The organism is Janibacter endophyticus (assembly GCF_016888335.1).
GTDB lineage: Bacteria > Actinomycetota > Actinomycetes > Actinomycetales > Dermatophilaceae > Marihabitans > Marihabitans endophyticum.
Map to the genome: position 1 here is coordinate 2,491,249 of NZ_JAFEJG010000004.1, position 24,962 is coordinate 2,516,210.

The following is a 24,962-nucleotide window of genomic DNA, read 5'->3' on the forward strand; positions in this document are numbered from 1 at the left end:
CGGCGGACGACGAAGGGGGCCCGGTCACCTGACCGGGCCCCCTTCGCCTTCTTGGGGTGAGTGACGGGACTTGAACCCGCGACCCTCGCGACCACAACGCGATGCTCTACCAGCTGAGCTACACCCACCATGCCGTGCTACGCGCACAACGGCGACGATCCTACCTGCTCCCGGACGGTGGTCCTGACCACCCACCCCGCGACACGTCATCGACCCGTACGGGACACGCTCAGGGTGGTCGGGCACGATGGTCGGGTGACCACCGTGAGCCTGGCCCCCCGTCCGACTGCGCTGCGCGCGCTCCTCGTCGCCCTCGCGGCGGCGGTGCTCGCGATCGCGGGCGTCCTGCCCGCCTCCGCGCACGCGTCGCTCGTCCGCTCCAGCCCCACCTCGGGCTCGACGCTGACGGCCGTGCCGCCGGAGGTCGCGCTGACCTTCAACGAGGAGATCAACCCGCAGTTCGCCTCGGTCACGGTGAAGTCCGGGGACACGACGGCGAGCACGGGCGACCTCGAGGTCGACGGGGCGACGATCTACCAGCCGCTGGACCCCGAGATGCCGGCCGGCACGTACACCGTCGCCTACCGCGTGACGAGCGCCGACGGCCACCCGGTCTCCGGGACCTTCGACTTCACCTACGACGCCCCCGGCGGTGGCGAGGGTGACGGCGAGGGCACCGTCGCGCCGAGCCCGACGACCTCCGGGGGCACCGGGACCGAGAGCCCGAGCCCCACCTCCACCACGCCGTCCGAGACCACTCCCACGGAGCCGGCGACCGAGACCTCGTCGGAGGCCACCACCTCGACGACGAGCCCCGAGAGCTCGACGACGACCTCGAGCCCGACGACCACCGACGGCGACAGCACCGCGGGCAGCACCGACGAGGGCCTTCCCTGGTGGGTGTGGCTGCTCGGCGCCCTCGCCGTCCTGGGGCTCGTCGGCGGCCTCGTCCTGGCCCTCGCGCGCCGGGGCGACGAGGACGTCGACCTCGAGTCCTACCACCGTCCCGAGGACGTCGACGGCGACCTCCGCTGAGCCGGGGAGGGCCACCGGTCAGCCGATTTCGTGACGCGGCGGACCCGGTGCTAATGTCTCTCCTCGCGCGCCATTAGCTCAATTGGCAGAGCAGCTGACTCTTAATCAGCGGGTTCGGGGTTCGAGTCCCTGATGGCGCACCACACCGACGAAGGGCCCCGGTCACCTGACCGGGGCCCTTCGTCGTTGCGCTTCGAGGCTCCGGCCTGTCGGCCATCGCACCTCAGCGACCATCGGTCACCAGCGGCGGGAGCGCCGCTTCGAGATCACCTTGAGGGCGACGAGGCCGATGACGACCGCGGCGGCGATCGCCGCCCGGTCCGTGCGGACCTCGCCGGTGTCGGTGTGGGTCGCCGAGTAGAAGGAGGCCTTGGCCTGCTCCTTCTGCCGGTTCACGACGTTCTGCGGGGCCGCGCGGACCGTCAGCTCGTCGATCGTCTGCGCGAGCCGGTCGCGCAGTGCCGAGATGTCGTTCTCCAGCGCCGACTGGCTGGGGGTGCCGTTGCTCATCGAGGTCAGTCCGTCCTTCTCGGTTCGGTGTCCAGGGTCCAGTATGCGGGTCGATCAGTCCGTCTGGAGCCCGAGGTCCCGCTGGATCTTCGCCACGTGGCCGGTGGCCTTGACGTTGTACATGGCGTGCTCGACCGTGCCTCCCTCGTCGACGACGAAGGTCGAGCGGATGACGCCCTGGACGACCTTGCCGTAGAGCTTCTTCTCGCCGAAGGCGCCGTAGCGCGTCATGACCTCCTTGTCCGGGTCGGAGAGAAGGGTGATCGTCAGCCCGTCCCGCTCGCGGAACGTCGCGAGCTTCTCCGGCTTGTCCGGGGAGATCCCGAGCACGGTGTAGCCCTGGTGCTCGAGGACGTCGAGCCGCTCGGAGAAGTCGCACGCCTGCGTGGTGCAGCCAGGTGTCATGGCCGCCGGGTAGAAGTACACGATGACCTTGCGGCCGCGCAGGTCGGAGAGCGTGACCTGGCCACCCAGGTCGTCGTCTAGGGTGAAGTCCGGCGCTGCGTCGCCCGGCTCGAGCCGATCCGTCATGATTCCTCGCTCCTGCACCACGGGGTGCCTCGGTCTGCGTGTCCTGCGGTCAACGTACCGAACGCACGACGGTCGGCTCGATCGTGACCTCGCTCGTCAGCGAGCGGGCGATGAAGCACTCCCGGTGCGCCACCTCGAGGAGGTGGCGGACCCGCTCCTCGCTCACCTCTCCCCGCACCGTGACCGTGGGCCGCAGCACGATCCGGCCGACGCGAAGGGGCGGGTCCGCCTCGTCCATGACGGCCCGGGCGTCGTCGCGGTAGTCGACGACGTCGATCCGGGCCGTGGCGGCGACGGCGAGGAAGGACAGCAGCTGGCACGAGCTTGCTGCTGCGAGGAGGAGCTCCTCCGGGTTGGGCAGCGAGGCGTCACCGCGAAAAGCGACGTCCGCGCTGGCACAGAGCTCCACGCCGCTCACCTCGAGTGCATGCGTGCGGTCGTAGGCCTCGTAGCCCGCGCCGGTCGAGCCGGACCAGTCGAGAGCGGTGGCATAGCGGTGCGTCGTCACGCGCCTAGACTCCCACCCGAGCCGAAGTGGCGGAATTGGCAGACGCGCCAGGTTTAGGTCCTGGTGCCTTCGGGTGTGCGGGTTCGAGTCCCGCCTTCGGCACGCTCGTCAGGCCTGTGCCAGCGCCTCGCGCAGGACCGGGATCATGGCCCGCATCGCGTTGCCCCGGTGGCTGATCGCGTTCTTCTCCGCGTCTGAGTACTGCGCCAGGGTGCGCTCGTCACCGTCGGGGCGGAAGACCGGGTCGTAGCCGAACCCGTTGTGCCCCTTCGGCTCTCGCACGATCACACCGGTGACGCTGCCCTCGACGGCGCGGGCCTGCCCGCCCGGGACGGCGAGAACGGCCGCGCAGCGGAAGGCCGCCGAGCGGTGCTCGTCGCTCACGTCGCTCAGCTGGTCGAGGAGCAGCTGGAGGTTGCGGCGGTCCTTCTCCGCACGGGGCAGCGACTCCCCAGCGTGCTGACCCGACCAGCGGGCCGAGAAGATCCCGGGCATCCCGCCGAGGACGTCAACGGTCAGCCCCGAGTCGTCGGCGAGCGCCGGGAGCCCGGTCGCCGCCGCGACCGCCTCCGCCTTGAGCGTCGCGTTGCCGACGAAGGTCACTTCGGTCTCGGGCACCTCACCGATCTCCGGGAAGGCCTCCATCGAGAGCACCTCGACGTCAAGATCGGCGTCGGCGAGCAGCTGCTGCAGCTCGTGAACCTTGTGCGCGTTGTGCGTCGCGAGCACAAGGCGGTGACCGCCCATCAGAGCGCGCGCTCGCGTGGGGTGGTGGCGAGCGCCTCCTGCTGCTTGGCCGTGAGGGCGGCGCAGCCCGTCGTCGCGAGGTCGAGGAGGGCGTCGAGCTCGGCCCGGTCGAAGGGGGTGCCCTCGGCCGTCCCCTGCACCTCGACGAAGGCGCCGTCGCCGGTCATCACGACGTTCATGTCGGTCTCGGCGGTCGAGTCCTCGGGGTAGTCGAGGTCGCAGACCGGACGTCCGCCGACGACGCCGACCGAGACCGCGGCGATGGAGCCGGTGAGCGGCTCGGCGCCGGCGGCGATGAGCCCGCGCTGCCTGGCGTCGGCGATCGCGTCGGCGAGCGCGACGTAGGCGCCGGTGATGGCCGCCGTGCGCGTGCCCCCGTCGGCCTGGAGGACGTCGCAGTCGAGGACGATCGTGTTCTCGCCAAGCGCCTTGGTGTCGATGATCGCCCGCAGCGAGCGCCCGATGAGCCGGCTGATCTCGTGCGTCCGGCCACCGACCTTGCCCTTGCGGGACTCCCGGTCGCTGCGCGTGTTCGTCGAGCGCGGCAGCATCTCGTACTCGGCAGTGACCCATCCGGTGCCGCGGCCCTTGAGCCAGCGCGGCACCCCTTCGGTGAAGGAGGCGGCGACGAGCACACGGGTCTTGCCGAACTCGACGAGCACGCTGCCCTCGGCGTGGTCGAGCCAGTTGCGCGTGATGCGCACCTCGCGGAGGTCCTCGGGAGCGCGGCCGTCGTGGCGGGGGGTGCTGTCGGTCATGGGCGTCAGGCTAACGAGCGACCGCCCGACCCACCGTCCCGACCCTTCGCCGACGAATGTGGTGACCCGCCGGTAACCAGATGCCCGGCCGGTGGCATCATGGCGCGCGTGAACCCCCGGCTGACCATCGACCTGACGCACGGTCGCACCGTCATCACCCTGCGCGAGGCCGGGCCCGAGGCACCTGTCGCCGTCGTCCTCCCCGCGATGGGCGTGGCCGCCGGCTACTACGCCCCCTTCGCCGAGGCGCTCGTCGCCCGGGGCATCTCGGTCGCCGTCCCCGACTACCCCGGGCACGGCGAGAGCACCCCGGGGGTCAGCCGTCGCACCAGCTACGGGTACCGCGACCTCGCCGACGAGTGGCTCACCGCCGTCATCGACGCCGTCGTCGCGGACCACCCGGAGCCGGAGGTCGTCCTCGTCGCTCACTCCCTCGGCGGGCACGTCGCCCTGGCCCACCTCGCCCAGCACGCCCACCCTGCGATCCGGGGGCTCGTGACGCTCGGCACCGCCAGCCCGTACTGGCGCACCTACACCACGCCGCTCCTCCTGCTCGCCCAGACCCAGACGGTCAACGTCGTCAGCCGCGTCCTCGGGGTATGGCCCGGTCACCGGATGGGCTTCGGCGGTCGTCAGCCGCGCGAGCTCATGAGTGAATGGGCGCGCTTCGCGTGGCACGGACGGCTCGAGCCGCAGGGGTCCGGCGCGTACGAGGCGGCGATGGGCTCGATCAGCGTGCCCGCCCTCGTCATCGACCTCGCGAACGACAGCCTCGCTCCCCCCTCGGCCGTCGATCACTTCGCCGGCAAGCTGAGCGGGGCGTCGGTGCAGCGGCTGCACTTCGACAAGGGACCGGATGCACCCGGCCGGCCGGTCGACCACTTCTCCTTCGCCCGGAGCCCCGAGCTCATCGACGAGCTGGTCGCAGGATGGATCAGCCGGACCCTGGCCCGCCCAGAGGAGTCATCGACTGCGTGAGCCGGGCCTCCTCGCCGTCGACGACGACCTCCCCCCGAGCCCCGTTGACCAGGCTCATCATCGGCTGCTGGTGACCGAAGTCGACGTCCAGCACCACCGGGAGGCCCATGGAGCCCAGCGCGTCAGCCGCGGCGTCGTGCTGGCTCCAGCCAACCACCCCGAGCGCGGGCGTGCGCCCGACCAGCACACCGACAGCGTCGTCGAACCACCCGCTCAGCCGCAGACCGTGCAGCGTCCGTGCCGCCTCGTAGGGATTGGCCTCCGCGACCTCAAGGTGGACGATCACCCCTTCACCGGTCAGCTCGCGGACACGTCGCGCCCATGCGGGCACGTCCCCGTAGGGTGTGCCGGCCAGCGGTGACACCACCTCGAGGCAGCCGCCGATCAGGCGTCCCGCGAAGCGGGCGTCGCCACCGCCGAGGACCCGCCACCGGGTCGGCTCGGTCAGCGTCATCTCGCTCACCGTGGGATCGCTCTCGTAGTCGTCCCAGCCCTGGGCGCGCCGGTGGCTGGCCTGGGTCTGGACGAAGGGGGAGCCCTGGCCAGGCCCGTCGGCCTCCGACCCGTGGGTGGCGACGTCGAGCCAGTGAAGGAGCCCGCGCGCCGGCCGGTAGGGCGTGTCCATGAGGTTCCAGCCCTCGAGGGTCGCCCACCCGGCGACCGTCGTCAGCGGGAGCATCGTCGTCGTGACGTCCGAGAAGCCGACATACCAGCATGGTTCGCTCGCCGAGAGCAGCTCGAGGTCGAGGTAGGGCAGCAGGTCGATGCCGGTCTCCCCTCCCCAGGGCGGGACCACCGCGGCGACGTCGGGGTCGACGAGCAGCGCCATGAGCTCATCGGCCCGTGCGGACGCGCTGGCGCTGACGTGCTCGGAGGTGCCCCCGTCGCGCAGGCACACTCCTTCGAGCACCTCGAAGCCGCGCTCCCGCAGGCTGGTGATCGCCGCGTCGAGCCGGCGGTGCAGCGCGGGCGGGACACCCGAGCTGGGCGCCGTGACGGCGACGACGTCACCGGGGCGAAGGGGGACCGGGTAGCGCAGCTGCATGAGGCCAGCCTGCCGCAGCGCCCGAGGCTCAGACCTCGTAGGTCGCGTTGGGCTCGGCGAGCTCGACGGCACGACCGTCACCCCGCCACACCGAAGCAGCCTGCTCGCGGCAGACCTCGGGGTCGTTCCACGCGGGGATGTGCGTCAGCATCAGCCGTCGCACCCCGCCGGCGTCCAGCGCGGCCTGGGCAGCACGGGACCCCGAGAGGTGGATGTCGGGGGTGGTGTCCCGGCCGTCGACGAAGGCGGAGTCGGCGAGCACGAGGTCTGCATCCCGCATGAGGGGCGTCAGCGTGTCGCAGCTGTCGGTGTCACCGGTGTAGGCGAGCACCCGGCCGTTCGCCTCGACCCGGAAGCCGTACGCCTCGACCGGGTGGTTGACCCGTCGGGGCGTGACGACGAAGGGACCGAGGTGGACCGGGACGCCGTCGCTCACCCGACGGAAGTCGAGCTCACGGCTCATGCCCGCCTCGTCGATCCCTTCGTACGCCGCCGCGAGGCGGTCGGCTGTGCCGGGCGGGCCGTAGACCGGGAGTCGCCCCGGGACGCCGCCGCCGGGCCGGTACTTGCGGGTGACGTAGAGCCCGGTGACGTCCATGCAGTGGTCCGGGTGGAGGTGGGTGAGCAGGAGCGCGTCGATCGTCGCGAGGTCGACGTGGCGCTGGAGCGCACCGAGCGCGCCGTTGCCGAGGTCGAGCACGAGCCGCCACGTGCGCTGCCCGTCCTCTGCCGTGACGAGGTAGCACGACGCCGGTGAGGCCGGTCCGGCGAAGGACCCCGAGCACCCGGCGATCGTCAGCCTCACTGCGGACCTCCCACGTTGCCGAAGACGCTGCCCACCTCAGGGCCGAGGAAGCGGCGTGCCAACCGGCGGAACTCCTCGGCGTCACCGGTGGTGGTGAAGCTGTGCTCCGGCGGCGGGGCGTCGTCGGGGCGCAGGAGTGCTCGGTCGGCAAGCACACGGTAGACGTCCTTGGCCGTCTCCTCCGCGGATGAGACGAGGGTGACACCGTCCCCCATGACGTAGGAGATCGCACCGGTGAGCAGCGGGTAGTGGGTGCACCCGAGGACGAGGGTGTCGACCTCTGCGGCGCGAAGGGGGGCGAGGTACTCGCCGGCGACGTCGAGAAGCTCTGTGCCGCCGGTGATCCCGGACTCCACGAACTCGACGAACCGCGGGCACGGCTGGGAGAGGACGTCCAGGTGGGGGGCTGCCGTGAACGCATCGACATAGGCGCCCGACTGGTGGGTGCCTGCGGTCGAGATCACACCGACGCGGTCGTTGCGGGTGGCGAGGACCGCCCGGCGGACGGCCGGGCGGATGACCTCGACGACGGGCACGTCGTAGCGCTCCCTGGCGTCGTGGAGGACTGCGGCCGACGCGGTGTTGCACGCGATGACGAGCGCCTTGACGCCGTGGTCGACGAGCCGGTCGAGGCACTCGAGCGCGTACTCGCGGGTCTGCGCGATGGGCCGTGGCCCGTAGGGAGCCCGGGCCGTGTCACCGAAGTAGGCGGTGGCCTCGTGCGGGAGCTGGTCGAGGATCGCCCGGAGGACCGTGAGGCCGCCGTAGCCGGAGTCGAAGATCCCGATCGGCGCGTCCACGGCGGACACCCTATGCGTCACCGGTGAGCACCCGACTCAGCGACTCCTGGAGCCAGGTGAGGAAGTCGTAGAGCATGACGGCGAAGGCCGCCGGGTCGTCGTCGGGCAGCTCGTCGGCCGCCTGCTCGAGGCGCTGCGCGTCGTCGTCGGTGCGCAGGCCGAGCCGCTCGCCCATGACGAGCCGGATGTCGGTGAGCGCCACGACGACGGCGACCGCCTCGGCCTCGTCGAGGACCATCTCCTCCGGATCCGCCGGGTCGGCGGAGGGGCGGTCGACGACCCGGATGAGGGTGGCGAGATTCTCGGCCTTGCGCCGTCGCAGACCGTCCTCGGTCAGCCGACGGAACTCGCGGGCCTCGAGCGGGTCACCCCGGTGACCGGCCGGGAAGAGCCGGTCCAGCGCCGGGTCACGCTCCTCGTCCAGCCCGGCCGAGCGCTCAGGGTCGGGCGACCCGACGTCGGTGCTCAGACCCTCCAGGCCCGCCACGATGGCGTCGAAGGGGTCGACGCTCCCCTCGTCGTGCTGGGGGTCGGCGGCACCCGGCGCGATGATCTCCCGGACCTGCTCGGCGAGCTGGCCGATGACGGCCCGCTCGTCGAGGTCGAGCCACGCGACGAGACCGTCGCTGCGGCGCTGGAAGGCGCGGGCCATCAGTCGTCCTTCTGGTACGTCGCCCACAGGCCGTAGCCCTGCATCGCCTCGGTGTCGAGCTCCATCTGCTCCTTGGGGCCCGTGGAGACGACGGCGCGACCCTTCTCGTGGACGTCCATCATGAGCTTGGTCGCCTTCTCCTTCGGGTAGCCGAAGTGGGTCTGGAAGACCCAGGTGACGTAGGACATGAGGTTGACCGGGTCGTTCCACACGAGGGTGATCCAGGGGACGTCCGGGTCGGTGACGACGGCGGCGTCGCTCTCCTGCTGCTCGACGGGGGCAACTGACACGATCCCCACCATAGAGTGGCCGCGTGACTGCGACGACCAGCACTCTCTCGACGGCACTGCTCACCGACCACTACGAGCTGACGATGCTCCAGGCGGCCCTCAAGAGCGGTGCGGCCCACCGGCGCTGCGTCTTCGAGGTGTTCGCCCGGAGGCTGCCGGAGGGGCGCCGGTACGGCGTCGTCGCCGGGACGGGGCGGGTGCTCGACGCCATCGAGAGCTTCCGCTTCGGGGAGGCGGAGATCGCGGACCTGCGCGAGCGCGCGGTCGTCGACGAGGCGACGTTGGAGTTCCTCGCCGGGTACCGCTTCGACGGTGACGTGTGGGGGTACGCCGAGGGCGACGCGTACTTCCCGTACAGCCCGATCCTCGTCGTCGAGGCTGATTTCGCGCACGGGGTGCTGCTCGAGACGGTGATCCTCTCGATCCTCAACCACGACAGCGCGGTCGCGTCGGCGGCGTCGCGGATGACGGGGGCCGCGGGTGACCGGCCGTGCATCGAGATGGGGTCGCGGCGCACGCACGACCGCGCGGCGGTGGCCGCGGCGCGGGCGGCCTACATCGCCGGCTTCGACTCGACGTCGAACCTCGAGGCCGGCCGCAGCTACGACGTCCCCACGGTGGGCACCTCGGCGCACGCCTTCACGCTGCTCCACGACGACGAGCGCGAGGCCTTCCAGGCCCAGGTCGACTCGCTCGGTGCGGGCACGACCCTGCTCGTCGACACCTACGACGTGACGAAGGGGGTGGAGACGGCCGTCGCGGTGGCCGGCACCGAGCTGGGCGGGGTCCGCCTCGACTCCGGCGACCTTGTCGTGCAGGCCAAGGAGGTCCGCGAGCAGCTCGACGACCTCGGCGCGACGGGCACGAAGATCATCGTCACCTCCGACCTCGACGAGTACGCGATCGCGGCGCTCGCCGCGGCTCCGGTCGACGGCTACGGGGTGGGGACGCGGGTGGTCACGGGGTCCGGCGCGCCGACCGCGTCGATGGTCTACAAGCTCGTCGCCCGGACCGACGACGACGCTCGGATGATCGGCGTCGTCAAGAAGAGTAAGGACAAGCAGTCGATCGGGGGGCGCAAGTACGCGCTGCGCCGGCTGGATGCCAACGGCATCGCCCGGGCCGAGCTCATCGGCATCGACGAGCTGCCCGAGGACGACGGCGAAGGGGTGGGCGACCGGGAGCTCCTCGTCCCCCTCGTCCGGGGTGGCGAGGTCGTCGGGCGGGAGCACTGCACGGTCGAGGCAGCGCGGCGGCGGCACGAGGCGTCGATGGCCGAGCTGCCGCGCTCGGCCCACCAGCTGAGCGAGGGTCGCCCGGCGGTCGAGACGGTCTTCGTCACCGAGACCCCGTAGCCCAGACCCACGCCGGCGAGGCGAAGGGCCACCCGCGGGGCGCTCCGGGGTGCCCCGCCTGCGCGCTGCTCCGGCCCGGCGTCAGCCGATCAGCCGGTCGAGCAGCTCGAAGGTCTCGAAGGGCTGCCCGACATCCCCGAAGTGCCCCTCGTCGCGCACGACGAGCGTGCCACCGAGCCGGTCGAACATCGCCCGCCCCTGCGCGGCGTCGCAGCCGTACGGGTCGTCGACCGAGTTGATGAAGACGATGTCCCGGACACTGCCCCGGATCGCGGCCCAGTCATACACGTCCTGGAGCACCGGCTCGGCGTCCGCGCCCGGCTGCGTGGAGTACCCGGCGACGAGGAACGCCTGGTCCACGGTGACGTCGATGTGCTCGAGGACCGCGAGCAGCAGGGCGGCGCCGCCCGAGTGCCCGACGAGCACCGTGTCCCGGTCGAAGGTGTGGTTCGCCAGCACCTTCGGCAGGAACGTCTCGATCGGTTCGACATTGAGGTCCGGGTAGTGCGGCGCCTCGACGTCGTAGCCGCGCTCAGCCAGACGACGCCGCAGCCACGGCAGCCACACGACGTCGGGGTGCGCCCCGGTCCCGTGGAAGACGATCGCCCTGCGCTGTCCCATCAACCCTCCGTCGTGAGCTCGTGGTCGTCACGGGAGCCAGGCTTGCACGCCCTGCCGCCCGACGACCTGTAACGGACCCGAAACACGCCACGGCACGCGGGGTAACACCGCGGCCCTAGCGTGTCGCCATCAGCGCAGGACGAGCGTGAGGGAGACGACGATGACCACAGCAGCAGGAAGCCCAGGACGCGTGCGGGACACCGTCCGACTGCTCCACGTGCCGTCGCCGGAGCGGCACGTGCTCGTCGTCGGGGGCGGGATCGTCGCGGCCCGTCGTGTCGACTCGGTCCGGCCGGGCACCCGCGTCGTCGTCGTGAGCCGCCGCATCTGCGACGACCTCGCCGACCTCTTGTGCGAACCGTGGCTGACGTGGGAGAACAGGGACCCTCGCCCGAGCGACCTCGTCGACGCGTGGATGGTGCACATCGTCTCGGGCGACCCGGTCCTCGACCTGGCCGTCAGCACCTGGGTCCACGCCACGCACCGCACCTGGCTGCCTCACCTGCCGGACGCGGGGTGATGCCCAGTACCGTCGGGCCATGACCCGCGCACTCGTCCTCGTCGACATCCAGAACGACTTCTGCGAAGGGGGATCGTTGGCGGTGTCCGGCGGCGCCCAGGTGGCGAAGGGAGCAGCGGCGAAGATCGCCGCCGAGCGGGACCGCTACGCGGCGGTCGTCGCAACCGCGGACTGGCACGAGGACCCGGGCGAGCACTGGGCGGCGGAGGGGACCGCCCCGGACTTCGCCTCGTCCTGGCCGGTCCACTGCGCCGCCGGGACCGAGGGCGCCGCTTTCCACCCCGCACTCGAGCCGGTGCTCACCCAGGTCGACGCGGTCTTCCGCAAGGGGCGGCACGAGGCCGCCTACAGCGGCTTCGAGGGCGCGACCGACGACGGGACAGCCCTGGCCGACTGGTTGCGCGACCGCGGGATCGCCGAGCTCGACGTGTGCGGCATCGCCACCGACCACTGCGTGCGCGCAACCGTGCTCGACGGCCTCCGTGAGGGATTCGATGTCACCCTCCTGACCGGCCTCGTCGCGGGCGTCGCCCCGGAGACCACCGAGCCCGCGCTCGAGGAGATGGCCGCGGCCGGTGCCCGGCGTGCCTGACGAGGGCCGCCGCACGCGCCCGGCCCCGTCGCCTGGTCGCGATGGCTGGCGCCGAAGGGGGCGGCCCGGCTCGTCGGGACGCCTCCCCCGCTGACCCCGGCGCGCTGGGTCAGCGGCCGCCGGTCCACGACCAGGCGTACTTGCCGTCGTCGCACGCGAGCCCGCCCTCGCCGATGTCGAGCGGGCGGAAGGTGTCGACCATGACCGCGGTCTCGTCGAAGTACTCGATGCCGATCGACTTCTCGTACGCACCGGGCTGCGGGCCGTGCGCGTGGCCGCCCGGGTGCAGGCTGACCGAGCCGCGCTCGATGCCCGACCCCTTGCGTGCCTCGTAGTCGCCGTCGACGTAGAACATCACCTCGTCGCTGTCGACGTTCGAGTGGTAGTACGGCACCGGGATCGAGAGCGGGTGGTAGTCGACCTTGCGCGGCACGAAGTTGCACACGACGAAGTTCCACCCCTCCCACACCTGGTGCGCCGGCGGCGGCTGGTGGACCCGCCCGGTGATCGGCTCGTAGTCGTCGATGTTGAAGACGAAGGGGTAGAGGCACCCGTCCCAGCCCACGACGTCGAGCGGGTGGAAGGGGTAGGTGAAGCGGGTCCCGACGACCCCGCCCGGACCGTGGCCGCGGTGCTTGACGAGGACGTCCGTCGAGGCGTCGCGCGCCTCGCCGACGTCCTCGGCGAGCAGCGGTCCCTGCGGCCCGCGGAAGTCGCGCTCGCAGTACGGGGCGTGCTCGAGGAACTGGCCGTACTTGCTGAGGTAGCGCTTCGGCGGTGCGACGTGGCTGCTCGCCTCGACGCAGATGAGGCGCAGGACGGAGCCGTCGGCGGACTGGGTCGACGGCGAGGGCAGCCAACGATGCGTCGTGGCGCGTGGCATGAGGAGGTAGTCCCCGCGCGCCACCTCGAAGGAGCCGAAGACCGACTCGACGCGCGCCGCACCCCGCTCGACGTAGACCAGCTCGTCGCCGACGGCGTTGCGGTACCAGGGGCTGACGGCCCCCGCGACGACGTAGGAGAGGCGGACGTCGCCGTTGCCGAGGAGCAGCCGACGCCCGGTCACGGCATCGATGTCAGCCACGGCGGCGTCGTCGCCGCCGAAGAGCCGGTGCGGCTGGAGGTGGAGCGGCTTGAGCGGGTGGTTGGCGGTGAGCGTCTGGTCGGGCAGCTCCCAGACCTCGCTCGCGCTGATCTCGCTCGGGATCTCGCGGTGGTAGAGCAGCGAGGAGTCGGAGGAGAAGCCCTCCTCGCCCATGAGCTCCTCGTAGTAGAGCCCGCCGTCGTCGGCCGGGTGCTGCGTGTGTCGCTTGGGCGGGATGCTGCCCATCGCGCGGTAATAGGCCATGACGTGTCTACCTCTTCGTGGGATTCGCGAGACAATCTGCACCCTACGGGATGTGATCGCCACCACGCAGCCACTAGGGTCGCCACCATGCCTGTGCCTCCCCAACTGCTCGCCGGGCTCGTCGACGACGCCGCCGTCTTCCCCCCGGGCAGTGCCCCGCTGTGCCGTGCGCTCGCCGAGCACCGTGAGCACCGCGCCGCCTGGTACGCCGACATCGTCGGCCCCCTCCTCGTCCCGGCCTCCGGGATCGCCGAGCTCGTCGCACTGACGGGCGAAGGGGGACCGCTGCGGGTCGTCGTCGTGGCCCGTCCGGGCACCCCGGCGCCGGACGTCGTCGAGGCGGTCGCCGCGGCCCGCGGCACCTCGGTCGAGATCGTCGGGGTCGAGATGGGCTGGCAGGAGGGGTGGCGAGACCTCCCACTGGGTGATCTGCCGCTCGTCCTCGAGATCCCCCGCGGGGACGACCGCGATCGCGCCCTCGCCGACGTCCGCGACGGCCAGCAGGAGGGCCGGCGCGTCCTGGCCAAGCTGCGCACCGGTGCCACCCCGACGTGGGAGTGGCCGGACGAGGACGAGCTCGCGCGGTTCCTGCGCGACGCGACCCAGCTCGGCATCCAGGTCAAGCTCACCGGGGGGCTGCACCACGTCGTCCGGGGCGAGCACGACGGCCAGCCCCAGCACGGCCTGCTCAACGTCCTCGTCGCCCTCGACGCCGCCCAGCACGACTCCCTGGCCCCTGACGTGGACGCGCTCGCCGCCCTCCTCGCGGAGCGTGACCCCACGGTCCTCGCGGAGGAGGTCGCCGGCTGGGAGGACGACGAGGCCGCCCGGGTCCGCACCACCCTCACCGCCTACGGGTGCTGCGGCGTCACCGACCCCATCATCGAGCTGTCCGCCCTCAACCTTGTCGCAGGAGCGCCATGACCACCGACCCGAGCACCGACCGCAGCACCTACCCCTGGCTGAGCGTCGGGACGGACCACCCCTTCGGCCCGCATCACCTCCCCTACGGGAGCTTCAGCGTCGGCGCGGGCAAGCCGCTCCTCGGGGTCCGCATCGGCGACCAGGTGCTCGACGTACGTGCCGCCGCGAAGGCCGCCAACCGGGACGCCCGGCCCTACGCGACCGGCAACCTCGACGGCCTCCTCGCCGACCCCACGCTGTGGGGGCCCACCCGTACCTGGCTCACCCAGCTCGTCCAGGACGAGGCCGCCGCGCGCGTCCTCGCCGACCACGTCCACGACATCGACGCGGTCACCCTGCACCTCCCCTTCGCCGTCGCCGACTACGTCGACTTCTACGCGAGCGAGCACCATGCGACCAACGTCGGCCGGATCTTCCGCCCCGACGGGGAGCCCCTCACGCCGAACTGGAAGCACCTGCCGATCGGCTACCACGGCCGCAGCAGCACCGTCGTCGTCACCGGCACCGACGTGCATCGCCCCCGGGGCCAGCGCAAGGCCCCGAGCGACGCCGGCCCGTCCTTCGGGCCAAGCATCAAGCTCGACATCGAGGCCGAGCTCGGCTTCGTCGTCGGCGGCCGCACCGAGCTCGGGCAGAGCCTGAGCGTCGCGGAGGCGGCGGAGCACCTCTTCGGGGTGGTCCTGCTCAACGACTGGTCGGCCCGCGACCTCCAGGCGTGGGAGTACGTCCCGCTCGGTCCCTTCCTCGGCAAGTCCTTCGCGACGACGATCTCGGCGTGGGTCACCCCGATGGCCGCGCTCGCCGATGCCCGCGTCGAGCTCCCCACCCAGGACCCCGAGCCGCTCCCCTACCTCCAGGGCGAGCAGGCACAGGGGATCGACCTCGCCTACGAGGTCGAGTGGAACGGAACCGTCGTCTCCCGCCCGCCCTACCGGACGATGTACTGGGCCCCGGAGCAGATGCTCGCGCACATGACCGTCAACGGCGCGAAGGCCAGCCCCGGCGACCTCTTCGGCTCCGGCACGGTCTCGGGGCCGGACAAGGACGGCCGCGGGTCCTTCCTCGAGCTCTCGTGGAACGGCACCGAGCCGCTCACCCTGGACGACGGGTCGACCCGCACCTTCCTCGAGGACGGCGACACCGTGGTCCTTCGCGCCACCGCCGAAGGGGTGGGCGGACCGATCAGCCTCGGCGAGTGCTCCGGGCGGATCCGGGGCTGACGCCACGGTCGGAGCGGGCCGCTGGAGCGCAGGTCAGCGGCGGACGACCTCGGTGCCGGCCACCTTGTCGTGCGCGGCCTGCCTCCGCGGGTCGCGGGCCAGCCAAAGGTGCGCGACCACGAGCACGGGGACGGCGAACCACGAGATCACCGGCACCGTCGTGAGCAGCCACAGCATGACGACGACGCTCGTGCGCCGGGCCGCGACAGCCATCGGCAGCGGACCGACGTCGTGGCTGCCCGCGACCCGGACGACGGTGCCCGTCGCGAGCTTGCCGACCGTCGCGCCCTTCCGGGTGAGCATGAGCACCGTGTAGAGCCACGCGGTGAACGCCATGATCGCGATCGCGACGGCGAACCACGTCCACTCGAAGAGCCCCACGAGCACGTCGGGGTCGAGGTCCTGGACGGCCTGCGGGTTGCCGAGGTTGTCCATGGCGAAGCCGAGGTAGTCGGCCATCCAGAGGTACCAGGCCCAGCTCGAGAGCAGCCCGCCGATCCCCCAGATGATCATGAGGTCGAGCAGCCAGGACCCGAGCCGCGACCCGAAGCCCGCATACGGGCGTCCGTCCGCCGCGTGACCGGCGGCACCACCGGCCGCGTGCGGGACCGGGTGCTGCCAAGCGTGCTGCGCGGGCTCCTCGAACTGCGAGTGCGGGACGTGCCCCGCCCATGCGTCGCGCGCCCCCTGGTAGCCGACGGGCTGCTCCGGGGGTGTCTCACGGACGGGAGCCTTCTTCGGCACCCGCTTCTCGCTCCACACGATCCCGTCGAAGTACCGCAGCTGCTCGGCGTCGTCGGGGTCGTCGTACCAGCCGGCGCGCTCGGGGATCTGCATGTCGGCAAGGATGCCAGGCGTGGCGCGCCGACGAGCGCGGGGCCCGCCGGACGGCTGCGTGGTGCACGATGCCGGGATGGAGTTCCCACGGCCCTTCGCGCCCGAGGAGTACGACCAGCGGCTCGCCGCCGTCCAGCACGAGATGGCGGCCCGCTCGATGGGGGCGCTCGTCGTCGTCGACCCCGCGAGCATGTACTACCTCTGCGGCTATGACGCGTGGTCCTTCTACATGCCCCAGTGCGTCGCGGTGCCCGCCTCGGGCGACCTGCACCTCTTCACCCGGGCGATGGACGCCAGCGGCGGACAGATCACCGCGGCCCTGCCCGACGACCGGGTCCACGGGTATCCCGAGACCCTCGTCCACCGACCCGACATCCACCCCTTCGCCTGGATCGCGGAGCGGGCCGTCGAGATCGGGCTCCTCCCCCGCGCCGCCGGGGCCGAGATCGGCGTCGACCTGGACGCCCACTACTTCTCGGTCCGCGCCTTCGACGCGCTGCAGGGCGGGGTGGGCCCGGCCCGCGTCGTCGACAGCCACCAGCTCGTCCCGTGGGTCCGGGTCGTGAAGTCTCCCGCCGAGCAGGAGCTCATGCGGGCCGCCGGCGCGATCAGCACGCGCGCCATGACCGCCGCGCTCGAGACCGCTGCCCCGGGCGTGCGGCAGTGCGACGTCGTCGCGACGATCCAGCGGGTCCAGACCGAGGGCAGCCCCGAGGCCGGAGGCGACTACCCGGCGATCGTCCCCATGCTCCCGACCGGGCCGACGGCCGGCACCCCGCACCTCACCTGGACGGACCGGCGCCTGGTGACCGGCGAGGCGACGACGATCGAGCTCGCCGGGGTGCACCGCCGCTACCACGCCCCGCTGGCGCGCACCGTCTCGCTGGGCCCGCCACCGCCCCGGCTGCTCCACTGCGCCGGGGCCGTGGACGACGGCCTGCACGCGGCGCTGGCGCTCATGGTGCCGGGCACGCCGGTCGCCGAGGTGCACCGGGCCTTCAGCACGGCCCTGGCCCGGCACGGCCTGTCGAAGGAGTCCCGCATCGGCTACTCCATCGGGATCGGCTACCCGCCGGACTGGGGCGAGCGGACGATCTCGCTGCGCTCGGAGGACCCGAGCGTGCTCGAGACCGGCATGGCCTTCCACCTCATCCTCGGGATGTGGCAGGACGACTGGGGGTACGAGACCTCCGAGTCGCTCCTCGTCCAGGACGACGGGCCGGAGCGGCTCACCGACGTCCCCCAGGGCATCTACGTCCACTGACCTCGGGCCCTGCGACGATGAGGGCATGAGCGAGCCGATGCACCTCTGGATGCGACACGAGTCCCGCACGACCGAGCGACGGGCGCCGCTGACGCCCTCCGACGCCCGCGCGGTGGTCGAGTCCGGCCACCGGCTGACGGTGGAGCGCTCGCCGCAGCGGGTCTTCGCCGACGACGAGTACGCGGCGGCCGGGGCGGAGCTGGCCGAGCCCGTGTCGTGGGTCGACGCGCCCGCGGACGCGATCGTCCTCGGGCTCAAGGAGCTGCCCGACGAGCCCGCCGCGCTGGAGCACACGCACATCTTCTTCGGCCACGCCTACAAGGGCCAGACCGGCGCCGCCGAGCTCCTCGCCCGCTTCCGCCGTGGTGGCGGCACCCTCCTCGACATCGAGTACCTGACGAAGGGGGGACGTCGGGTCGTCGCCTTCGGCTACTGGGCGGGGTACGTGGGGGCCGCGCTGGCGGTGCTGCACGACCGCGGCGCCCTGACCGCCCCGCTGGAGCCGATGGAGCGCAGCACCCTCGACGACCTGCTGCGGTCCTCGACCGGCGACGAGCGCTGCCTCGTCATCGGGGCCCTCGGGCGCAGTGGCACCGGCGCCCGGGACGCCATCGCCGTCGCCGGGTGCGAGGCCACCGCGTGGGACATGGCCGAGACGGTCGCGCTCGACAAGGAGTCGCTGCTCGCCCACGACCTCCTCGTCAACTGCGTCATGGTCAGCGAGCCCGCTCCCCCCTTCGTCACCGACGAGGACCTCGCGACCCCGGGACGACGGCTGCGGACGCTCTCCGACGTCACGGCGGACTTCACGAGCGACCTCAACCTGCTGCCGGTCAACCGGGCCGAGACGACGTGGGAGCAGCCGGTCCGCCGGCTCGTCGAGGCGAGCGGGGGCGCTCCGGCCGTCGACATCGTCGCGATCGACAACCTGCCCTCGTTGCTGCCGCGCGAGGCGAGCACGACCTTCTCGGCCGACCTGCTGCCCGTCCTGCTCGAGCTCCCGCGGGAGTCCGAGCCGTGGCGCGCGACGCGAGCCCGGTTCGACGCGGCGACGACCGGCTGACGCCGGCTCGCCCGGACCGGTCAGGGGGCGCCGCGGGGCTCCTCCGCCGACCCGAGCGTCTCGGTGAGCTCGTCGGTGATGAGCAGCTCCCGCTGGACCTGCCCGGCGCGGAAGGAGGCCCGGCCCACCATGTGCGAGGCGATCGGGGCGGTCACACCCTGGAAGGTCGCGACGATGAGCAGCAGGACCGCCACCGGGATGCTCCGCAGCTCGATCGCCAGCCCGATGAGGGCGACGCCGAGACCGACGACCTGCGGCTTGGTGCCGGCGTGCATCCGGCTCAGCAGGTCGGGGAAGCGCACCATGCCGATCCCCGCGACGAGCGCGAAGAAGCTCGCGACGATGAAGCAGACGGCGACGAGGACCTCGAGCACGGCGTTCATCGCATCTCCCCTCGGGCGATGCCCTGGACCGACGTGGCATCGAGGTCCTCGTCGTGCCGGTCCCGCCCGTCGTCGTCATCGTCATCGTCGTCGTCGGTGCTCGCCGGGTCGATGAAGCGGGCGACCGAGACCGAGCCGATGAAGCCGACGAGGGCGATCACCACGAGCAGGGGCAGCGCGTCGGTGGAGCGCGTGACGGCCGAGTAGAGGCAGACCGCGATGGCGATGTAGGCGACGATGACGTCGAAGGCCACGGTGCGGTCGAGGACCGTCGGGCCGATCGTCATCCGGACGATGAGCATGACCAGGCCTGGGCCGAGCATGGCCAGGCAGATGCCGATGACGATCGGGCTCATCGCGATCCCTCCGTCCCCGCCGGGTCACCGAAGGCCCGAATCAGCTGGCGTTCGGAGCGGAGCACCCGGGCGCGCTCGCGCTCGACCGCCGCCTCGTCACGCGTCCCCAGGGAGTGGATGAAGAGCGTGTGCGTCGAGCGACGGGCCTCGACGACCACCGAGCCCGGGATGAGCGAGGTGACGATCGCGACGAGCGTGAGGATGAAGTCGGACTGGCTGCGCAGGTCGACCTCGATCACCGCGTTGCGCGGCACCGACCTGATCCGCAGCACGTGATGGGCGACCGACAGGCTTCCGAGGAAGCACTGCCAGGTGAAGAAGAAGCCGAAGCCGATGAGCAGCAGCGGCCGCAGCCGACCGTCGATGCGCAGCGGCGGCAGCGGGAAGAGGATCTGCAGCAGTACGGCGAGCACGAGCCCGCTGATGACGTTGAAGGCATTGATCTCGTACCAGAGCGCGACCCACAGCACAGTGAGCATGACGACGAGCACCGGGTTCACCGCCCCCTTGCGACGAGGTCGGAGCGTGCCGTCGCGTGCCTTGCGCATCTCGGGGCTCATCGGTGCTCGTCTCCCGGCAGCACGGAGTGCACGTAGATGTCGGGGTCGAGCAGGTCCGCGGAGGCCCGCTCGGCCAGGCCGTAGAGCGGGCCACCGAGGACCGTGAGGAGGAGGCTCCCGCCGACCATCGCCGCGGCCGCGCCGACCATGGAGCGCGGGATGCGCTTGTCGACGCCACGGAGCTCGCGCTCGTAGAGGGTCTCCTCGTCGTCGGTGTCGAAGGCCTCGGGCCCGGCCTCGGACTCGGCCCGCTCCCGCTGCCTGGCCTCGGCGAGCTCGCGTTGCTTCGCGCCGGCCCGCTCACGCTGCTTCGCGAAGGTCGCGGCCTCCCGGAGCGCGTCCGGCTGCCACCGCCCGCTGGCGCCGACCCGGACAGACGTCGTCTCGACGAGGTCGTCGCTCGCCTGCTCCTCCTCCACGATCGCCACCGCGAGCTCGTGCGCCTGCGCCGGGGTGCGCCAGAAGGCCAGGCTCCAGGCCTTGGCGATCGCGTAGAGGGTGAGCAGCGAGGTCACCGCGCTGGCACCCACGAGCGTGTATGCGAGCGGGGTGCCGACCTCGACGCCGGCGGACATGAGGCCGATCTTGCCGATGAAGCCGGACAACGGCGGGATGCCCGAGAGGTTCATCGCGGGGATGAAGAAGAGGATGGCGATGAGGGGCGCGATCCGCGCCAGGCCACCGAGGCGGACGAGCGAGGTGCTGCCCGCGCGCCGCTCGAGGAGACCGAGCACGAGGAAGAGCGCGGTCTGGATGGTGATGTGGTGGACGACGTAGAAGACCGATCCGGCGACGCCGCCCTTCGTCGCCAGCGCGATGCCGAGGATCATGTAGCCGATGTGGCTCACGAGCGTGAAGGACAGCAGACGTTTGAGGTCGCTCTGCGCGACCGCGCCGAGGATGCCGATGATCATCGTGAGGAAGGCGACGACGAGCAGCAGGTCGGTCAGCGGTTGGCCTGGGAAGAGCAGGGTCTGCGTCCGCAGGATCGCGTAGACGCCGACCTTGGTCAGGAGGCCCGCGAAGACCGCGGTGACCGGCGCCGGTGCCGTCGGGTAGCTGTCGGGCAGCCAGAAGCACAGCGGGAAGATCGCCGCCTTGACCCCGAAGGTCGTGAGGAGGAGCAGCTGGATGGTCAGCGACATCGGCTCCGGGAGCGCCTGGAGGGCCTCGTGCAGCCGGGCGAGGTTGACCGACCCGGTGGCGCCGTAGACCGCCGCGATCGAGATGAGGAAGAGCATCGAGCTGAGCATGTTGACGACGACGTAGATCGTCCCCGCGCGGATCCGGCTCTCCGTGCCACCGAGGGTCAGGAGCACGTACGAGGCGAAGAGGAGCATCTCGAAGCTGACGAAGATGTTGAAGAGGTCGCCCGAGAGGAAGGCGTTGGAGACGCCGGCGACGAGGATGAGGAAGGTCGGGTGGTAGATCGCGACCGGGGTGTCGCTCGAGTCGTCGATCATCCCCTGGCCGATGGAGTACACGAGGACGCCCAGCGCGACGGACGTGCTCACGAGCAGCATGAGCGTGGAGAGCCGGTCGGCGACGAGCGCGATGCCCAGCGGCGGGTCCCAGCCCCCGACCCAGACCGACATCGTGCCGTGCTGGTCGACGTGCCACACGAGGAAGGCGGCCAGGGCCACGACGACGCTCAGGATGCTCACAGAGACGACGAGCTGGGCCCTCGGACGACGGACGAGGACGAGTGCGAGCCCCGCACCGAGGAGCGGCAGCAGGACGGGGACGGGGATCAGGGCGTTCATCGGGCCTCCCCCTGCTCGTCGTCCGGTCGTTGCTCGTACCCCTCGTCGCCGTCGCTCGCCGACGCGTCGAGCTCGTCACCCGGCGGGGCTGCTTCGTCGCCGACCTCGTCGACCTGCTCGCCCGCGACCGGCTCGGTCTCGGGCTCGGCACCCTCCTCCCCGTAGACCTCTTCCTTGTCGTCCTTCGTCGCCGCCTCGGCAAGGTCGAAGCCGTCGGAGGCCGCATCGGTGCGGGCGAGCCGCCGGATCGCTGCGTCCTCGACGTCGTCCTGGACGTCGTCGTTGCCGCTGAGCTGCCAGCTGCGGTAGGCCATCGCGAGGAGGAAGGCGGTCGTGCCGAGGGTGATGACGATGGCCGTGAGGACGAAGGCCTGCGGCAGAGGGTCGGAGATCTCGCTGACGTCATAGCGGTTGACGAGCGGAGCCCGGCCCGACGGTCCGCTGACGACCATGAAGCCGAGGTTGACCCCGTTGCTGAGGAGCACGAGGCCGACGAGCACGCGGGTCAGCGAGCGCTCGAGCATGAGGTAGACGCCGCAGCCGACGAGGACCATCGTCGCGAGGACGAGGGTGAGGTTGACGGTCACGTCTGGCCCACCTCCCCCGCGCGCTTCTCTCTTCGGATGTGACGGTCGATCCCCGAGCCCAGCGAGCGCAGCAGGTCGAGCGCCAGCCCGATGACGACGAGGAAGACGCCGATGTCGAAGAAGAGCGAGCTGACGAGCTTGACGTGACCGAGGACCGGCAGGTCACCCTCGACGACGAAGGACTGGAGCACCTGGCCGCCGAGCGCGAGCGGCGCGAGTGCCGAGAGCGCCGCGAGGAAGAGGCCGAGACCGAGCACCACGCCGGCGTCGACCGGCGCCGCCTCGTCGAGCTCGTAGCGACCTCCGGCGAGGTAGCGCACGACGAGGGCGAGCCCGACGACGATGCCCCCGGCGAAGCCGCCGCCGGGGTTGTTGTGCCCGGCGAAGAGCAGGTAGACGCCGACGACGAGCATCGCGTGGAAGATCAGGCGGGTGACCACCTCGAAGAGGATCGAGCGGCTCTCCGGCGCGAGGGTCCGCGGCCCCGGGAGCCAGACCCGGCGGCCCGGGCCGGTCGCGATCTTCGTGACGTCCTTGGGGTAGGGGATCTCGTGGACCCGGCGGATGCCGGCGCTGCGGCTGTCGATGAAGAGGAGCGACGCGACCCCGGTGGCGGCCACGAGCAGGACGGCGATCTCGCCGAAGGTGTCCCAGGCGCGGACGTCGACGAGGGTCACGTTGACGACGTTGTAGCCCGCCCCGAAGTCCACGGCGCCTCGGACGAGCTCAGGGGTGAGCGGCGCCTCCGCCCGGTGCATGGCAGCGACGGTGAGGATGGCCCCGACGACGACCGCCACCGAGAGCGCGATGAGCATCCGCCAGTAGCGTGTCCGGGCCAACGGGCGGTCGGTGAAGTGCTGGGGCAGACGGCGCAGCACGAGGACGAAGACGACGAGGCTGATCGTCTCGATGAGCACCTGGGTCAGGGCGAGGTCGATCGCGCCGTGGAGCAGGAAGAGGACGGCCGTGCCGTAGCCGGTGACGCCCATGAGCAGGACCGCACGCAGCCGCCGCCGCGACCGGGTGGTGACGAAGGCGGCGCCGGCGATCACGAGGGTCACGACGAGCTGGCCCACGTGCTCGAAGAGCACGACCTCACCGTCGAAGGAGGTGCGCCACACGACGGCGCCGGGGACGAGGACGACGACGAGCAGGGCGACACCGAGATAGATCGCGAGAGAGCCCCGCTGGGTGAAGCCGGTCGTCTCGACCGCGACGCGCTCCATCGCCCGGATCCCGGCGCCGTACGCCCGCTCGGCGCTCGCCCCGAAGGAGAGTGCTCCCTGCAGCTGGCCGAAGCCGTGGCGGACGACGAAGAGCCCGGCTCCGCCGAGCACCGCGAGCACGGAGAGCAGGAGCGGGAGCCCGAGGCCGTGCCACAGGGCGAGCTTCTCGACGTGGGTGGAGGGGGCCAGCTGCTCGGCGTACGGCCAGAGCTGCTTCGAGAGCCACGGTCCGGCCAGGCCCAGGGCGAGCCCTCCGCCCGCCAGGACGGCCGGGACGCCCCAGTAGCCCAGGGCGACCGGACGGCACTCGGTCGGGGTGCCGTCGGTGCTGCGACCCCAGAACGCGCCGTGGAGGAAGCGTGCGGTGTAGGCGACGGTGAGGACGGAGCCGAGGGTGAGGACGACGAGCAGCGCCCAGCCGGGGACGCCCTGCAGCCCGGTCCCCTCCCCCTCGCGCGCCACCGCGGCCACGGAGGTCCACACGCTCTCCTTCGCCACGAAACCGAGCATCGGCGGCAGCCCGGCCATGGACATCGCCGCGAGGACCGCGACGACGAAGACGAGCGGCATCTGCAGCCGGACGTCGTGAAGCTTGCGGATGTCACGCGTCCCGGCGTGCTTGTCGACGATGCCGACGACGAGGAAGAGCGCCGCCTTGAAGAGCGCGTGCGCGAGGACCATGGCCAGGCCCGCGAGCGCGGCCATCTGCGTGCCGATCCCCAGGACGACCAGGAGGAAGCCGAGCTGCGAGACGGTGCCGTAGGCGAGGAGCAGCTTGATGTCGTACTGACGCAACGAGCGCCAGCCGCCGAGCACCATCGTCAGGGCGCCGAGCGGGAGGAGGATCTCGCGCCACCCGGGGACATCGGCGAAGGCGGGCGCGAGGAGCGCGACGAGGAAGACCCCGGCCTTGACCATCGCCGCCGCGTGCAGGTACGCGCTGACCGGCGTGGGCGCGGCCATCGCGCCCGGCAGCCAGAAGTGGAAGGGGAAGAGCGCGGACTTGCTGATGGCGCCGAGCAGCAGGAGGACGACCGCCACCGAGAGCATCCCCGAAGCCTCCGGCGGTGAGGCCAGGAGCTCGCTCACCGAGTAGGTGCCGGCCATCGACCCGATCATGAGGATGCCCACGAGCATGGCGAGCCCGCCGAAGGTCGTGACGATGAGGGCCTGCTGCGCCGCAGCACGCGCGGATCGCTTCGCCGGGTCGTAGCCGATGAGCAGGAAGCTGAAGATCGTCGTCAGCTCCCAGAAGACGTACGTGATGAGCAGGTTGTCCGCCCACACCAGCCCGAGCATGGCGCCGGCGAAGGCCGTGAGCGTCCCCGCGAGCAGGCCGCGACCGGGCTCGTCGTCGCGGAAGTAGGCGGCGCAGTACGCGAGGACGAGTGCTCCGACGCCGGCGACGACGAGGGTCATGACCCACTGGAGGGTGCTCATCGTCAGCGTGACGTCGAGGTCGAGCGCCGGGACCCAGGACAGGGTCTGGGTGACCCGCCCCTCCCGCACCGCTCCGGCCTGGGCGAGCGCCCAGGCGGTCGTCACGGCAGGGGCGATCGCCATGACGTAGAAGGTCCGGCTGCCGATGTGGCGGACCAGAGCGGGTGCAGCGGCTCCGAGCACCATGTGCAGGGCCAGGAGCGCTAGCAGAGGGGCCTCCGGCTGTCGAGCGATGCAAGCATCG

28 protein-coding genes and 3 tRNA genes are annotated in these 24,962 nt (G+C 71.8%); 11 read left to right on the forward strand and 20 right to left on the reverse strand.

What is annotated here, in order from left to right; genetic code table 11:
* Nucleotides 1–52 precede the first annotated feature (52 nt).
* A tRNA-His gene (locus tag JNO54_RS11940) sits at nucleotides 53–128 on the reverse strand.
* Between the two features lie 127 nt (nucleotides 129–255).
* Here JNO54_RS11940 and JNO54_RS11945 point away from each other — a divergent pair.
* The gene (locus JNO54_RS11945; RefSeq protein ID WP_204144094.1) at nucleotides 256–1,035 is read left to right on the forward strand and encodes a copper resistance CopC family protein; all 780 of its coding nucleotides are present in this window, start codon (nucleotides 256–258) and stop codon (nucleotides 1,033–1,035) included.
* 67 nt (nucleotides 1,036–1,102) lie between these two features.
* Nucleotides 1,103–1,178: transfer RNA gene (locus JNO54_RS11950), tRNA-Lys, on the forward strand.
* Between the two features lie 94 nt (nucleotides 1,179–1,272).
* Here the strand turns inward: JNO54_RS11950 and JNO54_RS11955 are convergent.
* From JNO54_RS11955 to JNO54_RS14590, 3 genes are read right to left on the reverse strand one after another with little or no spacing between them, the layout of a single operon-like run.
* Nucleotides 1,273–1,545, reverse strand: a complete 273-nt coding sequence (locus JNO54_RS11955; protein ID WP_204144095.1) for a DUF3618 domain-containing protein — start codon at nucleotides 1,543–1,545, stop codon at nucleotides 1,273–1,275.
* Between the two features lie 54 nt (nucleotides 1,546–1,599).
* Complete coding sequence (gene bcp, locus JNO54_RS11960) at nucleotides 1,600–2,076, reverse strand: thioredoxin-dependent thiol peroxidase (protein WP_204144096.1); 477 nt, start codon at nucleotides 2,074–2,076, stop codon at nucleotides 1,600–1,602.
* A gap of 49 nt (nucleotides 2,077–2,125) precedes the next feature.
* Nucleotides 2,126–2,584 (reverse strand): OsmC family protein, encoded by a 459-nt coding sequence (locus tag JNO54_RS14590; RefSeq protein WP_204144097.1) that lies wholly within the window; start codon nucleotides 2,582–2,584, stop codon nucleotides 2,126–2,128.
* A 20-nt stretch (nucleotides 2,585–2,604) separates the two neighbouring features.
* Between JNO54_RS14590 and JNO54_RS11970 the strand changes: the two genes are divergently transcribed.
* Nucleotides 2,605–2,686: transfer RNA gene (locus JNO54_RS11970), tRNA-Leu, on the forward strand.
* Nucleotides 2,687–2,692: 6 nt separating this feature from the next.
* Here the strand turns inward: JNO54_RS11970 and rdgB are convergent.
* Nucleotides 2,693–3,331 carry an RdgB/HAM1 family non-canonical purine NTP pyrophosphatase gene (gene rdgB / locus JNO54_RS11975; RefSeq protein ID WP_204144098.1) on the reverse strand — a complete coding sequence of 213 codons (639 nt, stop codon included), beginning with the start codon at nucleotides 3,329–3,331 and terminating at the stop codon, nucleotides 2,693–2,695.
* Nucleotides 3,331–4,089 (reverse strand): ribonuclease PH, encoded by a 759-nt coding sequence (gene rph / locus JNO54_RS11980; protein ID WP_204144099.1) that lies wholly within the window; start codon nucleotides 4,087–4,089, stop codon nucleotides 3,331–3,333. The genes rdgB and rph overlap by 1 nt, the downstream gene beginning before the upstream one ends.
* Nucleotides 4,090–4,197: 108 nt before the next feature.
* On the opposite strand from rph, the gene JNO54_RS11985 reads away from it, so the two are divergent.
* Complete coding sequence (locus tag JNO54_RS11985) at nucleotides 4,198–5,067, forward strand: alpha/beta hydrolase family protein (protein ID WP_204144100.1); 870 nt, start codon at nucleotides 4,198–4,200, stop codon at nucleotides 5,065–5,067.
* On the opposite strand, the gene JNO54_RS11990 is transcribed toward JNO54_RS11985, so the two are convergent.
* From JNO54_RS11990 to clpS, 5 genes are read right to left on the reverse strand one after another with little or no spacing between them, the layout of a single operon-like run.
* On the reverse strand, nucleotides 5,024–6,112 hold the full coding sequence (locus JNO54_RS11990) for a S66 family peptidase (RefSeq protein ID WP_204144101.1): 1,089 nt from the start codon (nucleotides 6,110–6,112) through the stop codon (nucleotides 5,024–5,026). The genes JNO54_RS11985 and JNO54_RS11990 overlap by 44 nt on opposite strands.
* A gap of 28 nt (nucleotides 6,113–6,140) precedes the next feature.
* A complete protein-coding gene (locus JNO54_RS11995) occupies nucleotides 6,141–6,917 on the reverse strand; it encodes an MBL fold metallo-hydrolase (protein ID WP_204144102.1) in 777 nt (258 codons plus the stop codon).
* Nucleotides 6,914–7,717: a glutamate racemase gene (gene murI / locus JNO54_RS12000; protein WP_204144103.1), complete on the reverse strand. Its 804-nt coding sequence runs from the start codon at nucleotides 7,715–7,717 to the stop codon at nucleotides 6,914–6,916. Before murI ends, JNO54_RS11995 begins: the two co-directional genes overlap by 4 nt.
* A gap of 10 nt (nucleotides 7,718–7,727) precedes the next feature.
* Nucleotides 7,728–8,369, reverse strand: coding sequence for a DUF2017 family protein (locus tag JNO54_RS12005; protein ID WP_204144104.1), 642 nt, complete (start codon nucleotides 8,367–8,369; stop codon nucleotides 7,728–7,730).
* A complete protein-coding gene (gene clpS / locus JNO54_RS12010; RefSeq protein WP_307818197.1) occupies nucleotides 8,369–8,659 on the reverse strand; it encodes an ATP-dependent Clp protease adapter ClpS in 291 nt (96 codons plus the stop codon). Before clpS ends, JNO54_RS12005 begins: the two co-directional genes overlap by 1 nt.
* A 23-nt stretch (nucleotides 8,660–8,682) precedes the next feature.
* Between clpS and JNO54_RS12015 the strand changes: the two genes are divergently transcribed.
* Nucleotides 8,683–10,014, forward strand: a complete 1,332-nt coding sequence (locus JNO54_RS12015) for a nicotinate phosphoribosyltransferase (RefSeq protein ID WP_204144106.1) — start codon at nucleotides 8,683–8,685, stop codon at nucleotides 10,012–10,014.
* 81 nt (nucleotides 10,015–10,095) lie between these two features.
* On the opposite strand, the gene JNO54_RS12020 is transcribed toward JNO54_RS12015, so the two are convergent.
* On the reverse strand, nucleotides 10,096–10,635 hold the full coding sequence (locus JNO54_RS12020) for an RBBP9/YdeN family alpha/beta hydrolase (protein WP_204144107.1): 540 nt from the start codon (nucleotides 10,633–10,635) through the stop codon (nucleotides 10,096–10,098).
* 160 nt (nucleotides 10,636–10,795) lie between these two features.
* On the opposite strand from JNO54_RS12020, the gene JNO54_RS12025 reads away from it, so the two are divergent.
* Entirely contained in the window at nucleotides 10,796–11,155 is a 360-nt protein-coding gene (locus JNO54_RS12025; RefSeq protein WP_204144108.1) for an NAD(P)-dependent oxidoreductase, read from the forward strand.
* Between the two features lie 19 nt (nucleotides 11,156–11,174).
* Nucleotides 11,175–11,747 carry an isochorismatase family protein gene (locus JNO54_RS12030; protein WP_204144109.1) on the forward strand — a complete coding sequence of 191 codons (573 nt, stop codon included), beginning with the start codon at nucleotides 11,175–11,177 and terminating at the stop codon, nucleotides 11,745–11,747.
* A 109-nt stretch (nucleotides 11,748–11,856) separates the two neighbouring features.
* Here the strand turns inward: JNO54_RS12030 and JNO54_RS12035 are convergent, their stop codons facing one another.
* Entirely contained in the window at nucleotides 11,857–13,095 is a 1,239-nt protein-coding gene (locus tag JNO54_RS12035; protein WP_204144110.1) for a homogentisate 1,2-dioxygenase, read from the reverse strand.
* An 87-nt stretch (nucleotides 13,096–13,182) separates the two neighbouring features.
* Between JNO54_RS12035 and JNO54_RS12040 the strand changes: the two genes are divergently transcribed.
* Nucleotides 13,183–14,019 carry a hypothetical protein gene (locus JNO54_RS12040; protein ID WP_204144111.1) on the forward strand — a complete coding sequence of 279 codons (837 nt, stop codon included), beginning with the start codon at nucleotides 13,183–13,185 and terminating at the stop codon, nucleotides 14,017–14,019.
* A complete protein-coding gene (fahA, locus tag JNO54_RS12045) occupies nucleotides 14,016–15,239 on the forward strand; it encodes a fumarylacetoacetase (RefSeq protein ID WP_204144112.1) in 1,224 nt (407 codons plus the stop codon). The genes JNO54_RS12040 and fahA overlap by 4 nt, the downstream gene beginning before the upstream one ends.
* 33 nt (nucleotides 15,240–15,272) lie before the next feature.
* On the opposite strand, the gene JNO54_RS12050 is transcribed toward fahA, so the two are convergent.
* Nucleotides 15,273–16,076 (reverse strand): RDD family protein, encoded by an 804-nt coding sequence (locus JNO54_RS12050; protein ID WP_204144706.1) that lies wholly within the window; start codon nucleotides 16,074–16,076, stop codon nucleotides 15,273–15,275.
* Between the two features lie 19 nt (nucleotides 16,077–16,095).
* Between JNO54_RS12050 and JNO54_RS12055 the strand changes: the two genes are divergently transcribed.
* Both JNO54_RS12055 and JNO54_RS12060 read left to right on the forward strand, forming a co-directional pair.
* Complete coding sequence (locus JNO54_RS12055) at nucleotides 16,096–17,340, forward strand: M24 family metallopeptidase (RefSeq protein WP_307818199.1); 1,245 nt, start codon at nucleotides 16,096–16,098, stop codon at nucleotides 17,338–17,340.
* 25 nt (nucleotides 17,341–17,365) lie between these two features.
* Nucleotides 17,366–18,403, forward strand: coding sequence for a saccharopine dehydrogenase (locus tag JNO54_RS12060; RefSeq protein ID WP_204144113.1), 1,038 nt, complete (start codon nucleotides 17,366–17,368; stop codon nucleotides 18,401–18,403).
* 20 nt (nucleotides 18,404–18,423) lie between these two features.
* On the opposite strand, the gene mnhG is transcribed toward JNO54_RS12060, so the two are convergent.
* From mnhG to JNO54_RS12090, 6 genes are read right to left on the reverse strand one after another with little or no spacing between them, the layout of a single operon-like run.
* Nucleotides 18,424–18,786, reverse strand: a complete 363-nt coding sequence (mnhG, locus tag JNO54_RS12065) for a monovalent cation/H(+) antiporter subunit G (protein ID WP_204144114.1) — start codon at nucleotides 18,784–18,786, stop codon at nucleotides 18,424–18,426.
* Complete coding sequence (locus JNO54_RS12070) at nucleotides 18,783–19,142, reverse strand: MrpF/PhaF family protein (protein WP_204144115.1); 360 nt, start codon at nucleotides 19,140–19,142, stop codon at nucleotides 18,783–18,785. Before JNO54_RS12070 ends, mnhG begins: the two co-directional genes overlap by 4 nt.
* On the reverse strand, nucleotides 19,139–19,702 hold the full coding sequence (locus JNO54_RS12075) for a Na+/H+ antiporter subunit E (protein ID WP_204144116.1): 564 nt from the start codon (nucleotides 19,700–19,702) through the stop codon (nucleotides 19,139–19,141). Before JNO54_RS12075 ends, JNO54_RS12070 begins: the two co-directional genes overlap by 4 nt.
* Nucleotides 19,699–21,465, reverse strand: coding sequence for a Na+/H+ antiporter subunit D (locus JNO54_RS12080; protein WP_204144117.1), 1,767 nt, complete (start codon nucleotides 21,463–21,465; stop codon nucleotides 19,699–19,701). The genes JNO54_RS12075 and JNO54_RS12080 overlap by 4 nt, the downstream gene beginning before the upstream one ends.
* A complete protein-coding gene (locus JNO54_RS12085; RefSeq protein WP_204144118.1) occupies nucleotides 21,462–22,052 on the reverse strand; it encodes a Na(+)/H(+) antiporter subunit C in 591 nt (196 codons plus the stop codon). The genes JNO54_RS12080 and JNO54_RS12085 overlap by 4 nt, the downstream gene beginning before the upstream one ends.
* On the reverse strand, nucleotides 22,049–24,952 hold the full coding sequence (locus tag JNO54_RS12090; protein ID WP_307818242.1) for a Na+/H+ antiporter subunit A: 2,904 nt from the start codon (nucleotides 24,950–24,952) through the stop codon (nucleotides 22,049–22,051). The genes JNO54_RS12085 and JNO54_RS12090 overlap by 4 nt, the downstream gene beginning before the upstream one ends.
* Between the last annotated feature and the right edge of the window lie 10 nt (nucleotides 24,953–24,962).